The 13,592-nt window shown below is 72.3% G+C and carries 14 protein-coding genes and 1 pseudogene; 2 read left to right on the top strand and 13 right to left on the bottom strand.

Annotated elements, in window-relative coordinates; translation table 11 throughout:
* The 8 genes and pseudogenes from AC1DP0_RS08130 to AC1DP0_RS08095 all read right to left on the bottom strand — a co-directional run.
* Positions 1–186, bottom strand: a pseudogene (locus AC1DP0_RS08130) (glutamate-1-semialdehyde 2,1-aminomutase); the annotation flags it as partial.
* Between the two features lie 46 nt (positions 187–232).
* Positions 233–718, bottom strand: a complete 486-nt coding sequence (locus tag AC1DP0_RS08125) for a MarR family winged helix-turn-helix transcriptional regulator (RefSeq protein ID WP_478083521.1) — start codon at positions 716–718, stop codon at positions 233–235.
* A gap of 35 nt (positions 719–753) precedes the next feature.
* Positions 754–1,719, bottom strand: a complete 966-nt coding sequence (gene hemB, locus AC1DP0_RS08120; RefSeq protein WP_478083519.1) for a porphobilinogen synthase — start codon at positions 1,717–1,719, stop codon at positions 754–756.
* Between the two features lie 13 nt (positions 1,720–1,732).
* The gene (locus AC1DP0_RS08115; RefSeq protein ID WP_478083518.1) at positions 1,733–3,382 is read right to left on the bottom strand and encodes a bifunctional uroporphyrinogen-III C-methyltransferase/uroporphyrinogen-III synthase; all 1,650 of its coding nucleotides are present in this window, start codon (positions 3,380–3,382) and stop codon (positions 1,733–1,735) included.
* On the bottom strand, positions 3,379–4,350 hold the full coding sequence (hemC, locus tag AC1DP0_RS08110) for a hydroxymethylbilane synthase (protein WP_478083516.1): 972 nt from the start codon (positions 4,348–4,350) through the stop codon (positions 3,379–3,381). The genes AC1DP0_RS08115 and hemC overlap by 4 nt, the downstream gene beginning before the upstream one ends.
* On the bottom strand, positions 4,347–5,729 hold the full coding sequence (hemA, locus tag AC1DP0_RS08105) for a glutamyl-tRNA reductase (RefSeq protein ID WP_478083515.1): 1,383 nt from the start codon (positions 5,727–5,729) through the stop codon (positions 4,347–4,349). The genes hemC and hemA overlap by 4 nt, the downstream gene beginning before the upstream one ends.
* Positions 5,726–6,409 carry a redox-sensing transcriptional repressor Rex gene (locus AC1DP0_RS08100; RefSeq protein WP_478083514.1) on the bottom strand — a complete coding sequence of 228 codons (684 nt, stop codon included), beginning with the start codon at positions 6,407–6,409 and terminating at the stop codon, positions 5,726–5,728. The genes hemA and AC1DP0_RS08100 overlap by 4 nt, the downstream gene beginning before the upstream one ends.
* A gap of 143 nt (positions 6,410–6,552) precedes the next feature.
* Positions 6,553–6,828, bottom strand: coding sequence for a glutaredoxin family protein (locus AC1DP0_RS08095; protein ID WP_478083513.1), 276 nt, complete (start codon positions 6,826–6,828; stop codon positions 6,553–6,555).
* A gap of 172 nt (positions 6,829–7,000) precedes the next feature.
* Here AC1DP0_RS08095 and AC1DP0_RS08090 point away from each other — a divergent pair, with 172 nt between their 5' ends.
* Positions 7,001–7,789, top strand: a complete 789-nt coding sequence (locus AC1DP0_RS08090) for an RNA polymerase sigma factor (RefSeq protein WP_478083510.1) — start codon at positions 7,001–7,003, stop codon at positions 7,787–7,789.
* Between the two features lie 268 nt (positions 7,790–8,057).
* A complete protein-coding gene (locus AC1DP0_RS08085; protein WP_478083508.1) occupies positions 8,058–9,308 on the top strand; it encodes a DUF5667 domain-containing protein in 1,251 nt (416 codons plus the stop codon).
* Positions 9,309–9,395: 87 nt separating this feature from the next.
* Here AC1DP0_RS08085 and AC1DP0_RS08080 read toward each other — a convergent pair whose 3' ends face one another.
* The 5 genes from AC1DP0_RS08080 to AC1DP0_RS08060 all read right to left on the bottom strand — a co-directional run.
* The gene (locus tag AC1DP0_RS08080; protein ID WP_478083507.1) at positions 9,396–11,201 is read right to left on the bottom strand and encodes a lysophospholipid acyltransferase family protein; all 1,806 of its coding nucleotides are present in this window, start codon (positions 11,199–11,201) and stop codon (positions 9,396–9,398) included.
* A complete protein-coding gene (locus AC1DP0_RS08075) occupies positions 11,198–12,244 on the bottom strand; it encodes an SDR family oxidoreductase (RefSeq protein ID WP_478083506.1) in 1,047 nt (348 codons plus the stop codon). Before AC1DP0_RS08075 ends, AC1DP0_RS08080 begins: the two co-directional genes overlap by 4 nt.
* A gap of 275 nt (positions 12,245–12,519) precedes the next feature.
* Positions 12,520–12,618 carry a 30S ribosomal protein bS22 gene (locus tag AC1DP0_RS08070; protein WP_003792170.1) on the bottom strand — a complete coding sequence of 33 codons (99 nt, stop codon included), beginning with the start codon at positions 12,616–12,618 and terminating at the stop codon, positions 12,520–12,522.
* Positions 12,619–12,845: 227 nt separating this feature from the next.
* On the bottom strand, positions 12,846–13,046 hold the full coding sequence (locus tag AC1DP0_RS08065; RefSeq protein WP_147068502.1) for a helix-turn-helix domain-containing protein: 201 nt from the start codon (positions 13,044–13,046) through the stop codon (positions 12,846–12,848).
* A gap of 195 nt (positions 13,047–13,241) precedes the next feature.
* Positions 13,242–13,592, bottom strand: a 351-nt coding sequence (locus AC1DP0_RS08060; protein WP_478083505.1) for an amino acid--tRNA ligase-related protein, incomplete at its 5' end; no start/stop codon positions are given.

Here is a 13,592-nt window from a genome sequence, read left to right as displayed (position 1 = left end):
GCCGTCCGCGTCGGTGAGCCACGGGCCCGCCCCGCTCGCCATGAAGCGCGGCGTGCCGCCGACGGCACGGAAGGCGCGCACCGGTGAGTTGACCCCACCGGGGATCACCTCGCTCGCACGCGCGAGGAGCGCTGCGGACGCGGGGGCGTCGGAGGCGGTCTGGACAGGGACGGGCTGCGAGCTCATGACCACAGTCTCTCAACCGCTGCTCGGGGCGCCTCCCGCCGGGTCGTCAGCGGTCGGTGCTCCCGTTGGGGTCGAGGTGGTCCCGCACGATCGCCATGGCATCGCCGATCGCCGTGAACTGTGCCGGGGTCATGATGTCGACGAGGTTGTCGCGCACGCTCTGCACGTGGACCCGGGCGATGTCCCGGACTGCGGCCAGGCCGCCACGCGTGAGGACGAGCTCGACCCCGCGCTTGTCGTCCGAGCACTGCTCGCGCGTGACCCAGCCTCGGTCCTCGAGGCGCTTGGCGGTGTGCGTCAGACGACTGCGCGACTGGACGACCATGGAGGCGAGCTCGGACATCCGCAACCGGTGGTGGGGACTCTCGGAGAGCATCGAGATGATCTCGTACTCGCTCAGCTGCAGGCCCGCGTCACCGAGCGCGTCGTCGAGCGCGCGCTCGAGCAGCCGCGTCCCACGCAGGACGGCGCGCCACGAGGTCTGCTCGGAGTGGCTCAGCCACCGCACGCCGTCGTCCCCTGCACCTGACATGTCGACCTCCTGTGACTCCACAGATGGTAGTGCTGTCACGCGGTCCACTCGGGCACGTCGAGAGCAAAGTAGGTGAGCACGATCCGGGCACCGGCCCGGCGGATCGACGTCAGCGACTCGATCGCCGCCGTTCGCAGGTCGATCCAGCCGTTCGCGGCCGCCGCCTGGATCATGGAGTACTCCCCTGACACCTGGTATGCCGCGACCGGCACCGACGAGCGCTCGGCAGCGGCCGCGACGACGTCGAGGTAGGACATCGCGGGCTTGACCATGACCATGTCAGCGCCCTCGGCGATGTCGAGGTCGATCTCGCGGAGCGACTCGACAATGTTGGCGGCGTCCTGCTGGTAGGTGCGGCGGTCGCCCTGCAGGCTCGACTGCACGGCGTCGCGGAAGGGGCCGTAGAACGCGGAGGCGTACTTGGCGGCATACGCGAGGATCACCGTGTCGGTGAGCCCCTCGGCGTCGAGCGCCTCGCGGATGACGGCGACCTGGCCGTCCATCATCCCGGAGGGGGCGACGACGTGGGCGCCGGCCCGCGCCTGGGCGACGGCCATCTCGGCGTAGAGGAGGTTGGTGGCGTCGTTGTCGACACGTCCGCGCTCGTCGATGACGCCGCAGTGACCGTGGTCGGTGAACTCGTCGAGGCACGTGTCGGCCATGACCACGAGGCCGTCACCGACGGCCGCGCGAACCGCGCGCAGCGCGACGTTGAGGATGCCGTCGGGATCGATCGCGCCCGAGCCCGTGGCGTCCTTGTGCTGGGGAACGCCGAAGAGCATGATCCCGCCCAACCCGGCCGCGACACAGCGGTGGGCCACCTCGACGACGCTCTCGAGGGTGTGGTGCTCGACGCCCGGCATGCTCGCGATCGGCCGCGGCTCGGTGAGGCCCTCGGCGACGAAGACGGGCAGCACGAGGTCGCGCGGGTGCAGCCGGGTCTCCGCCACCAGGGACCGCAGGACGGGGTTCTGGCGCAGGCGGCGAGGACGCTCGATCATCGGGGCGCCCCCTTCAGCGGGCGCGGCGCCGCGAGGCGGGACGCTTGTCGCTGGGACGTTGCACCGGCTGGCCCGCCTCCGCCGCGGCGACGGCGAGGCCGACGCCGTGACCTGCGAGTGCGTCGACGAGGCTGAGGGCCGAGGCCTCCGGCGCGAGGACGTCGACCCGGAGGCCGTGCTCCTGCGCCGTCTTGGCCGTGGCGGGTCCGATGCACGCGACGACCGTTGCGGCGTGGGGCTTTCCGGCGATGCCGACGAGGTTGCGCACCGTCGAGCTCGACGTGAAGAGCACCGCGTCGTAGTCACCGCCCTTGATGGCGTCGCGGATCGGCGCGGCCGGCGGGGCCGCGCGGACGGTGCGGTAGGCCGTGACGTCGTCGACCTCCCAGCCCATGTCGCGCAGACCGGCGACCAGGGTCTCGGTCGCGATGTCGGCGCGGGGCAGCAGGACCCGGTTGATCGGGTCGAGGGCCTCGTCGAACTCGGGCCACGACTCGAGCAGGCCGGCCGCCGACTGCTCGCCCGCGGGGACGAGGTCGGGGTTGATGCCCCACTCGCGGAGGGCAGCCGCGGTGACGCCACCGACGGCGGCGACCTTGAGGCCGGCGAAGGCGCGGGCGTCGAGGCCGAACTCCTCGAAGCGCTCCCGCACGGCGCGCACGGCGTTGACCGACGTGAAGCCGATCCACTCGTAGCGGCCGGTGACGAGGCCCTTGACGGCCTTCTCCATCTGCTGCGGCGTGCGCGGCGGCTCGACCGAGATGGTGGGCACGACGTCTGCGGTGGCGCCGTAGCCGGCGAGGCGCTCGACCATCGAGCCGGCCTGGGCCTGGGTGCGCGGCACGAGGACCTTCCAGCCGAAGAGCGGCTTGGACTCGAACCAGGCGAACTCGTCACGCAGGGCGACGTTGGGCGACACGACGGCGAGCGTGACCTCGAGCGGCTCCTTGCCGGCGAAGACGGCGTCGGCCTCGCCCAGGGTCGTGGCGACGGACGACTGGCGCACCGTGGTGCCGTGGGCCGTCAGCGCCACGAGCGAGTCCGCGGGCCGGCCGGCGGCGCGGAGTGCGGCGAGCGCGCCACGGATGCCCTCGGTGCCGCCGAGCAGCACGAGGGTGTCGGTGTCGGCCGCGTAGGCGGAGTAGTCGATGCCCGCTCGCTCGACGCCGAGGACGTGGACGGCCCCGGTGGACTTCGACGTCAGGGGGACACCGGCATACGTGGGCCCGGCGGTGAGGGCCGAGACTCCCGGCACGACGTCGTAGGTGATGCCGGCCTTGCGGCAGGCGCGCACCTCCTCGACGAGGCCGTTGAAGGTCGCGGGGTCGCCGTCCATGAGACGGACGACGAGACCCCCGGGGGCCACGGACTTCGCCGCCTTGACGACGAGCTTGGCGCGCACCGCGTGGGTGAGCTCCTGGCCCTGCTCGCCGTGCCCGGCGTCGATGATCTCGACGTCGGGCCGGGCGTGCTCGAGCACGATGTCGTCACGGGCGATGCGGTCGAGGACCACGACGTCAGCGGCCGCGAGCAGGTCGCGACCGCGCAGGGTCATCAGGCCGGGGTCGCCCGGGCCGGAACCGACGAAGGCGACCCGCGCCGGTGTCGTCGCGTGGGTGGGAGTCGGGTCCGTCTGCTCGGACGGCTGGCGGGAAGGAGTCACGAAACTTGCTCCGGTTGGTGTGGGGCGTGGTCTGGGGCAGGTCCAGCTGACGTGGAGGCGATCTGGATGTCGGCGGCGCCGTCCTCCAGCAGGATTCGGGCGAGACGCGAGCCGAGGACCTCCGGCTCGTCGTAGGGACCGACGAGCGAGCGGCGCAGCGTGGCGGTGCCGTCCTCCGTGCCGGCGAAGGCACGCAGCGAGAGCTCGAGGCCGTCGTCGCCCTCGACGACCTCGGCGAGCGCCCCGACGGGCGCGGTGCACCCGGCCTCGAGCGCGGCGAGCAGGGAGCGCTCTGCGACGACGCAGGCGCGCGTGTCGGGGTCGTCCAGCACCGAGACCGCGGCGACGACGTCGTCGCGGTCGGACCGGCACTCGACGGCGAGGGCGCCCTGCCCAGGCGCGGGGAGCACCTGGATGGGGTCGATCACCTCGGTGGCCTCGTCGAGACGTCCGAGGCGAGCGAGACCTGCACGGGCCAGCACGACGGCGTCAAGCGCACCAGAGGAGACGAATCCGATTCTCGTGTCGACGTTTCCGCGGATCGGACGGATCTGGATGCCGAGCCCGAGGGCTGCGAGCTGGGCCGTGCGACGGGGCGATCCCGTGCCGACGACAGAACCCGCGGGCAGCTCGCCGAGCGTGAGGCCGTCGCGGGCCACGAGCACGTCGCGGCTGTCCTCGCGCACCGGGACGGCAGCGACGACGAGCCCCGGCTCGGGCGTCGTCGGCAGGTCCTTGAGCGAGTGCACGGCGACGTCGATGCGACCCTCGAGAAGGGCACGGCGGATGGCTGCGGCGAAGACGCCGGTGCCACCGATGGCGGTGAGCAGCTCACCGGACACGTCTCCCTCGGTCGTGATCTCGACGAGCTCGACCTCGTGGCCGGCCTCGCGCAGGCGGTCGGCCACCCAGCGGGACTGGGTGGTGGCGAGGGCCGAGCGGCGGGTGCCGAGGCGCAGGGCGCTCATGGCTGGGCCCGCTTGGGGGGCGTGGACACGTTGGCGACGTCCTTGGGCTCGAGGTCGAAGAGCTCACGCAGGGCCGCGGCGTAGTCGTCGCCGCTGCCCTCCATGGCGAACTCCTTGACCCGCATGGTGGGCGTGTGGAGCAGCTTCTCCACGATGCGGTGCACGGCGAGGCCGACCTCGGACCTCGTCGCCTCGTCGAGCCCGGGGAGCCGCTGGTCGAGCCGGTCCATCTCGGTCGCGACGAGGGCGGCGGCCCGCTCGCGCAGCGCGGCCACGGTCGGGGCCACGGCCTTCTCCATGCGCCGCGTCAGGTAGTCGGCCACCTCGCCCGTGACGAGCTCACGGACCCGCACGACCTGGGTCGTGTCCGCACGGCCCTCGAGGAGGAGCCCGAGGGCCTGGAGGTCCACGAGGGTGACACCCGGCACGACGTCCGGCCACGAGTCCACGGGCTCGACGTCGCGCGGGAGCGCGAGGTCGACGACGACCTGCGGACACCCCCCGCGACGGGTTGCACTCTCGGCGAGCAGGTCGGCGGTGATGACGTGTCCTACCGCCCCGGTGCAGGTGATCACGAGATCGCTCGCAGCGAGCACGTCGGTCAGCTCGGACCACGACCGGGCCACTCCGGAGGTCGCGGTGGCGAGGCGCTCGGCGCGCTCGGGGGTGCGGTTGACGATGGTGAGCGACTCGACGCCGTGGCGGCGGGCGGTCGCGGCGGCCAAGCCACTCATCCCCCCGGCTCCGACCACCGCGGTCGAGACGCCATCGAGCGGTCCCAGGACGGAGGCCGCCTCCTCGAGGGCGATCTGCACGAGCGAGACGCTGTGCTGGTCGATGTCGGTCTCGGCGTGGGCACGCTTGCCGACCCGGAGTGCAGCCTGGAAGAGCGCGTTGAGCGACTCCCCCACCTGCCCGCGGCCCTGGGCCCCGGCGAGCGCGTCGCGCATCTGCCCGAGGATCTGGGCCTCACCGACGGCCATCGAGTCGAGCCCGCAGGCCACGGTGAAGGCGTGGGCGACGGCCGCGTCGTCGTAGCGGACGTAGAGGTGGTCGGCGAGAGCCTCGGCACGGGCGGCCAGCGCATCCGCCGGCGCCCCGGGCGTCAGATCGGGGACCGGACGGGTCCGCTGCGGCTCCTCGATGCCGGCCGCGATCGCGAGCGCCTCGCCGATGGCGGCGACGGCGGGGTGGAAGGCGGGCACCGAGGCGTACACCTCGAGGCGGTTGCACGTCGAGAGCACGACGGTCTCGGTGGCCGTGGCCGATCCGAGGACCGAGGCCGCGATGGCCGCAGCTCGGTCGGGACGCTCGGAGAGCGCCTCGAGCACCGACAGCGGTGCCGTGTGGTGAGACAGCCCGATGACGAGCAGGTTCACTGGGCCACCGCCGCCGACTGGAGGTCGCCCGAGGCGAGGGACTTGCGCTGGGCGTGGAAGGCGAGGATCTGCAGCTCCGTCGAGAGGTCGACACGGCGTACGTCCACCCCGCTCGGCACGGACAGCACGGCCGGGGCGAAGTTGAGGATCGAGCTGATGCCGGCGCCGACGAGGGCGTCGCACACGGCCTGGGCGGCGGGAGCGGGCGTCGCGATGACGCCGATGGCGATCGGGTCCACGGCGTGGTGCGCGGTGAGCTCGGCGAGCGGGCGGATCGGCACCCCGACGATGCGCTCGTCGGCGAGCGCGGGGTCGTCGTCGTACAGCCCGACGATCCGGAAGCCCTTCGTGACGAAACCGGAGTAGGAGGCGAGCGCGTGTCCGAGGTTGCCCATGCCGACGATGGCCACGGGCCAGTCCTCGGTCAGGCCGAGGGCGCGTGAGATCTCGAGCGCGAGCGTCTCGACGTCGTAGCCCACGCCGCGTACGCCGTAGGAGCCGAGGTGGCTGAGGTCCTTGCGCAGCTGCGCGGAGCGCACTCCCACTTCGGCCGCGAGCTCCTCGGACGAGACCGAGAGGACGCCGTCCTCAGCGAGGCGGGAGAGCGTTCGGAGGTACTCGGGAAGCCGCGCGACGGTTGCGTCGGGGATCTCTCGACGCAGTGCTGGGTCGGCGGTCACTCTTGCTCACCGGCTCCTCTCGAACGAGGCGTTGTCCCGAACGCGGAGCACGTGGGGACCCGTTCAGGCTAGACGTTTGTGAACCCATGCACAAAGTTGACTTCGGCGGCCTACCACGGCATGGGACGCGCCGATGAGGCAGGTCACTGCAAGGCGGCGCGCAGGCGCGTCTCGTCGACCCGCCAGAAGTCGTGTCGGCGCCCGTCGACGAACGTCACGGGGATCTGCTCGGCATAGCGCCGCAGCAGCTCGGGGTCGTCCTCGACGGACTGCTCCTGCCAGGTCACGCCCAGCTCGCCGGCCACACGCTCGACGACGGTGCGTGCCTCGTCGCACAGGTGGCAGCCGGGACGTCCGAGCAGGACGATGCGAGGTGCCGGGGGCGTCAGGGAAGCCCCGGCGGGTTGGTCGCTCGACATGGCACCACTGTAGGCACGCCGACTTCGACCGGTGCGTTTCGTGCACGACGGGACGCCGCTTGGGGGGTCCCGTCCGGGGGCATAGTGAGACAGACTGTGCACGATGCACGCGAACAGGACACCAGGGCGTCGGCGCCCACCTGTCACCGCGTCGGGGACGACCCCGGCGCGAGTGCCGCTGACGCCTGTCCGCAGGGCCGCGCCGACGCTCGCGACCGCCATCCCCGCGCTCGAGATCCCCGCACTCGGACAGCTGCCGGTCCTGCCCACCTGGCGGTCGGCCTTCGACGCCGTCTGGGCGGTCCTGGCCAACGAGGGCGCCGACCGCGCCGAGCTCACCCGCCCCGCATCGGGGCCGCTCGGGTCCCGCGCCCCTCACCGCCACGTCGAGCGCGACGCGGACGAGCAGGCCCGCATCGCCGCCCTCGTGGAGCTGGCGCAGGGCGGGGACCGGGAGGCGTTCGCGCTGCTCTACGACGTCTATGTCGACACCGTCTTCCGCTACGTCCTCGTCCGCGTCGCCAACCGCGCGCTCGCCGAGGACCTCACGTCCGAGACCTTCCTGCGGGCAATGCGCCGCATCGACTCGTTCACGTGGCAGGGCAAGGACATCGCGGCCTGGTTCGTCACCATCGCGCGCAACCTCATCGCCGACCACGTGAAGTCGGCGAAGTTCCGCTTCGAGGTCGCGACCGCGGACATGCGGGACGCCGACGAGCGGGTCGACTCCCCCGACACCGAGGTGCTGACGCGGCTGCGTGACGAGCGGCTCGTCTCTGCGATCCGGGATCTCRGCCCCGACCAGGCCGAGTGCGTCACCCTCCGCYTCCTGCAGGGGCTCAGCCTCGCCGACACGGCGAAGGTGCTCGGCAAGTCCGAGGGAGCCGTCAAGCAGCTGCAGCTGCGGGCGACGCGCGCCCTGCGCAAAGCGCTGGACGGGGTCGAGCTGTGRCGTGCGTAACCCGACCGGCACCCCCGTCGTTCTCACGGTGCAGGGGCGGCGCGTGTGTGCCCGACCCGACGCTCGGCCCGCACGCCCCACCCCTCGCCGTATGCCGCTTCGCATGCCGTGCCGCGACGCGCCCGCACAGGCCGTCGCGTCGGGAGGGGAGACCATTCCCGCCCTGACGGGGACGATGCGCCAGCAGCATCCACGACTGACCACCACCAAGCCGGGCACGACGACAGACACGAGACACGCGAGAGCAGCGAGAGGCGAAGGAGGGGACATGGACCTGGGGCCGAAAGCCGACGGCGAGCTCCTCCAACTCGCGCTCGACGGCGAGCCGGTGTCCGAGCCCGGCATCCTCGAGCTCGTCGCGGTGGTCCACGCCGTCCAGTCGGTCGAGCAGGCGGGCCTCGCCCCGCGCGCCGAGTTCGTCTCCGATCTGCGGGCCCGACTGCTCGTCGACGACGCGGCCGAAGCCGCGCCCGTGGTCCCGGCCCTTCCCGCCGAGGGCGGCAGGCCGGGAACCGGTGGCACCGTGTCGGTGCTGCGGGTGGCGGCCAGACCCCTGAAGATGATCGCGGCCGCTGCCGCCAGCATCCTCGTCATCGGTGGGGCACTCGGGTTCGCATCCCGCTCGGCGGTGCCCGGCGACGCGCTCTACGGCGTCAAGCAGCTGCTCGACCGCGTCGCGGTCCAGCTCGCGGGCTCGCGCTACGACCAGGGCCTGACCTACCTCGCCCAGGCACAGGAGCACATCGCCGAGGCGCGCGACCTCATCGACGGCGGCCACCCCTCGACGCACGACCTCGACACGGCCTATGACGCCGCGACCGACGCCACGAGCCGCGCCCAGACGATCCTCCTGGAGGTCTACCGGACGGAGCAGCGCACGGAGGCCCTGACGGAGCTGTCGGACTTCTACGCGCGGGCCATCCCGCAGGTCGACGCGATGCGGCCGCGCGTGCCGGCGGCGTCGCTGCCGGCATGGCAGCGCCTGCGCGACCTGCTCGGCGCCGGAGACGTCGCGACGCTGCGGGAGCTCGCGACCTGTGCCGCGTGTGGCGAGCGCGCCACCTCGGCCAGGCAGACGCTCACGGCTCTGACCGGAACGGGCCCGCCCGGCAGCCCGGGCAGCGGCACATCCGCCCCGGCCGCCCTGCCGTCCAAGGCCGGCGGCGTCACGCCCACGCGACCCACGCAGTCGGCTCCACCGCTGCCGGGCGCACCAGCACCGGCCGTCACCGGCCTGCCGCTGCCCGGCGGCGGCACCGTCAACCTCCCGGGCGTCGGCGTGGGCAGCTCGTCGGTCGGTGTCGGCGGCGGCGGGGTCACCCTGCCCGGCGCGACGGTGAGCCTTCCGCACGTCGGTGTCACGTCCTCGACCATCGGGATCGGCGGCGGTGGGGTCACGCTCCCCGGCGCGACGATCCCGCTGCCGTCGGTCACGCTCGGCGTCCCCCTGTTGCCGACCAAGGTGCTGCCCACCACGATCCCGCCGACCACGATCCTGCCGACCCCGGGCCTGCCCTGACCCCGGGCGTGCCTGACGCCTGGCCTGCCCTGGCCCAGGGATCGAGCCCAGGGATCGCTGCTGCGTCGCGCCGCCTCGGCGGAGGTCTCAGAGGAAGACGGACTTGCGCTGCATCAGCAAGCTGTAGAGCGTCTGCTGGATCGTCTCGCGCACCTGGTCGGTGAGGTCGAAGACGAGCATCGGGTCATCGGCAGCCTCGGGCCCGAAGCTCGTGGTCTCGATCGGCGGCCCGAACTCGATGAGCCACTTGCTCGGCAGCGGCACCATCCCGAGGGGCCCGAGCAGCGGGAACGTCGGGGTGATCGGGGCATAGGGCAGCCCGAGCAGCCGCGCGACCGCCGGCATGTTGCCCAGGATCGGGTAGATCTCCTCGGCCCCGACGATCGACACCGGCACGATGGGCACGCCGGCGCGCAGGGCCGCCGAGACGAACCCCCCGCGGCCGAAGCGCTGCAGCTTGTAGCGCTCGCTGAACGGTTTGCCGACGCCCTTGAACCCCTCGGGCCAGACCCCGACGAGCGCGCCGCTGCTGAGCAGCCGCTCCGCGTCCGAGTTGGCCGCCAGGGTGGTGCCGGATCGGCGGGCCATGGTCCCGATGAAGGGCATCTGGAAGACGAGGTCGGCTCCGAGCATCCGCAGGTGCCGGTGGCGCGGGTGCTCGTCGTAGACGGCGACCTGCGTCATGAGCGAGTCCATCGCGATCGTGCCGGAGTGGTTGCCCACGACGAGGGCGCCGCCGACGTCGGGGATGTTCTCGATGCCGCGCACCTCGACCCGGAACCACTTCTGGTAGAGCGGGCGCAGCAGCGGCAGGTGCACGCTGACGGTGTAGTCCTCGTCGAACCCGAACTCGTCGACGACGTAGTCGCCGGTCAGGCGGCGACGCACGTAGGCGAGCGTCTCGGCGACCTGCCGCTCGGCCTCTTCCGCGGGCACACCCGCCGAGGTGGCGGCGGCGCGCAGCACGTTGACGGCGAGCTCCACGAGCTCGGTCGGGCCGGGTCGGGACTCCGAGGAGAGCTCGGCGCCCTCGAGCACCGCACCGACGAGCTTCTCGGCGCGCGACTGCAGGCCCGAGGTCAGCGCGTGCTCCCAGCCGCCCTCCGCCGGCGATGGCGTATGCCGTGGAGCCGCGGCAGCGCCGGGCCCCTCGTCGTGCGAGGTGCCTGCGTCGACCGACGGGACGGCGCGCAGACGGGTTGGCTTGCCGGTGGTGGCCCGGCGCGTCGAACGCACCGAGGCGCGGCTGGGCCGGGTCCGCGCCGGAGTCGGCTCAGCCGGCAGGGCGTCGCCGGGCTCGTCGGGCTCGTCGGACTCGGGCTGCTCCGCCACCTCGACGGCCTCGCGCTCGCGGCCCGTGGTCCCGGTCGTCACCCCCTCGGGCATCGCCTCCGCGGCCTTGGGCGTCATCGCCGCCGACGTCTCGGGCTCGGTCGGGCCCTCCGTCACGGCTGCCACGATGACCTCGTCCGCCGTGTCGTCCGAGTCCGCGGCCAGCCGCCGGGCCGGGCTGAGCTCGACCGGGGCGGTCGGGATGAGGGGCGTGCCGCTTCGCCGGCGGCGCTCGCCTGAGGCCCGTGCGGCACCGGCCGCGAACGCGCCGCGGGCCGGTCGAGCCTTGGGTGCACTCGGCTTCGGTGCCCTCGGCTTCGGCGCGGCCTTCTCGGCCGCGGCCTGCGTCGACCCGGCCTTCTTCGCCCTGGCCTTCTTCGTCGAGGGCTTCTTCGCCGCACTCGTCTTCTTGGCGGTCTTCTTGGGGGCGCTCTTGTTGGCGGTCTCCGGGGGCGCAGCCTGCTCCGTCGCACCCTGCCCCGCCGGAGCAGTCGAGGGCCTGGCCGGCTTCGAGGACGCGGCCTTGGCTGGGTCGGCGGCCTTGGCGGGGTCGGCGGTCACGGCTGGATCCTGTCGAAGACACGGGACAGTGCTGCGGCGGTGCCGCCTGCGGCGTCGCTGACGACGTAGCCGACGCCCTCCGCGCCTGGCACGGCGGGACGAAGGTGGCGGGCGTAGTCCTCGAACGCCTCGCGGGTCGTGAAGTGCGGCTCGAAGTCGAGCACCGAGCGCATCCGTGCGGTGTCGAGACCGCGGCCGAAGGCGAGGAAGGTCAGCTGGTCGGACGAGAAGTCGGCCAGGCCGCTGCGCCTGACGATGGTGCCGATGACGCCGGCCGCCGAGAGCGGGACGGGGACGACCGGTCGGCGTGCGATCGCCGTGCACTGCGTGACGGTGAGGAACCCGTCACCCGCGACGTTGACGATGCCGGCGGGCGGCCCGGTGGTCGCCAGGATCATGGCTGACGTCGCGTCGTCCTCGTGGATGAACTGGAACCGCGCGTCGTACCCCAGCGGGATCGGGACGACCGGCAGCGAGAAGTAGTCGGTGATGGCCGTCTGGATGCTCGGGCCGACGACGTTGGCCAGCCGCAGCATGGTGATCTCCACGTCGGGCCGACGCCGGGAGAAACCACGGACGTACCCCTCGACCTCGACCGAGTCCTTGCCGAAACCGGTGCGTGGCAGGGTCTTGGGGTTCATGTCCTCGGTGAACATGGCGGGGTCGCGGGGCGAGGAGCCGTAGACCGCGGCGGACGACTTCACCACGAGTCGCTTCACCGACTCGGACTTCTGGCACGCAGCGAGCAGCTGCATCGTGCCGATGACGTTGATCTCCTTCTGCGTCACCCGGCCGCCGGTGTCCCTGGGAGTGGCGATGACGTTCATGTGCACGACCGTGTCGACCTCGGCCTGCGTCATGATCCGCCCGATCATCGGGTTGCGGATGTCGGCGCGGACGAACTCGGCCCGACCGATCGAGTGCTTCGGGGGAACGACGTCGACGCCCAGGATGCGCTCGATCGAGGGGTCCGTCGACAGCCGGCGGGCGTAGAGGCCGCCGAGGTAGCGCGACACCCCTGTGACGAGGACGACCTTGGCCATCGGCTCCTCCTGTCGACATGGGTGCGGACGCGTCGTGCGCGCCCAGCCCGGCGCGCGCTGCGGAGCAGCCCTCGCTCCCCCGCACTGGCAGCCTATCGAGGCGTGGCCGCCTTCGTGGCCGGGCCCGGCACGGATCCCGGGATGTGTCGAGCCTCTCAGCGGCGGACCCCCCGGCAGAGCCGCGCAGGGATCGTGTCCCAGCACGCGAACGACCCTCACCGGAGGTGAGGGTCGAAGGCGTGCGGGCGATGCCGCCGGTACCTGAGCTGGTCAGGTCACTTCTTGTTGCGACGCTGGTGACGCGTCTTGCGCAGCAGCTTGCGGTGCTTCTTCTTCGCCATCCGCTTGCGGCGCTTCTTGATGACAGAACCCATGGTTGTCCTTGTCGTGAGACGTGTCCTCGAACTGAGCTGGTGCCGACCTGCGTCGACACACCTCGAAGGAGGATAGGTCGAACTTCACGAGCCGAACAGGATTGACAGCGTAGCGCGTACGGGCCGCTACCCCAAAAGCGTGGGGACCATCCCGCCTCGTGCACACCCAAGGGGGCGGTCGGACCTGGTGGTCCCGGCCGCCCCCTCTGGTGCTTGGTGACCTGCAGTCACGCGGTGTCGATGTAGGACGTCTCCAGGTACTTGTGCACCGCATCCTCCGGAACCCGGAAGGAGCGGCCGACGCGTACGGCCGGAAGATCTCCGCCGTGGACGAGCCGGTAGACGGTCATCTTCGACACGCGCATGATCGAGGCGACCTCGGCGACGGTCAGAAACCGCACCTCGGCGAGCTGGCGCTCATTCGACATGTGTTACCCCGATCTTGAGTGGGTCCGCACCCGCGCGTCGACGGCTTCCCCTCCGGCGAAACTGCACGCAGGTGCAAGAGGCAACACTAGGGGCAGTTGTGACTGGAGGGGAAGCAATCGACAGAACGAATCCGTTGCGCGCAACTCGACACGCCGATCACACGCCTGTGGATCTTCGGGGTTGTCAGGCCTCGCTCAGGGGTCGAGCCGGTGCAGGTCGCGCGGAAACAGCGTCACCTCGCGGACGTTCTCGGCTCCGGTCAGGCGAGCGACCCACCTCTCCAGGCCGATGGCGAAGCCGCCGTGCGGAGGCATGCCGTGAGCGAAGGCGGCGAGGTAGCCGGCAAGGAGGGCGGGGTCGGTGCCGGTCCGCTGCATCGCTGCGGCGTAGTCGGACGGCYGGTGCAGGCGCTGCCCGCCGGTCGTCAGCTCGAGACCCCGGAAGAGCAGGTCGAAGCTGGCGGAATACCTCCCGACCTCGCGGCGCGGGTCGTCCGGGGGGCACTCGGGGGGCGGAGCCCCCTGAGGGTGGGGCGGGTCGTTCGG

This window comes from Terrabacter sp. P5_B1 (assembly GCF_056400505.1).
This window is presented reverse-complemented; position numbering and strand designations above follow the sequence as displayed.

What these genes read in the sequence shown, in the direction of transcription:
- AC1DP0_RS08085 (WP_478083508.1), top strand. Translation starts at nt 8,058, where the DNA reads ATGGACCTGGGGCCGAAAGCCGACGGCGAGCTCCTCCAACTCGCGCTC.
- AC1DP0_RS08075 (WP_478083506.1), bottom strand. Translation starts at nt 12,244, where the DNA reads ATGGCCAAGGTCGTCCTCGTCACAGGGGTGTCGCGCTACCTCGGCGGC.
- AC1DP0_RS08125 (WP_478083521.1), bottom strand. Translation starts at nt 718, where the DNA reads ATGTCAGGTGCAGGGGACGACGGCGTGCGGTGGCTGAGCCACTCCGAG.
- AC1DP0_RS08065 (WP_147068502.1), bottom strand. Translation starts at nt 13,046, where the DNA reads ATGTCGAATGAGCGCCAGCTCGCCGAGGTGCGGTTTCTGACCGTCGCC.
- AC1DP0_RS08095 (WP_478083513.1), bottom strand. Translation starts at nt 6,828, where the DNA reads ATGTCGAGCGACCAACCCGCCGGGGCTTCCCTGACGCCCCCGGCACCT.
- AC1DP0_RS08070 (WP_003792170.1), bottom strand. Translation starts at nt 12,618, where the DNA reads ATGGGTTCTGTCATCAAGAAGCGCCGCAAGCGGATGGCGAAGAAGAAG.
- hemC (WP_478083516.1), bottom strand. Translation starts at nt 4,350, where the DNA reads ATGAGCGCCCTGCGCCTCGGCACCCGCCGCTCGGCCCTCGCCACCACC.
- hemB (WP_478083519.1), bottom strand. Translation starts at nt 1,719, where the DNA reads ATGATCGAGCGTCCTCGCCGCCTGCGCCAGAACCCCGTCCTGCGGTCC.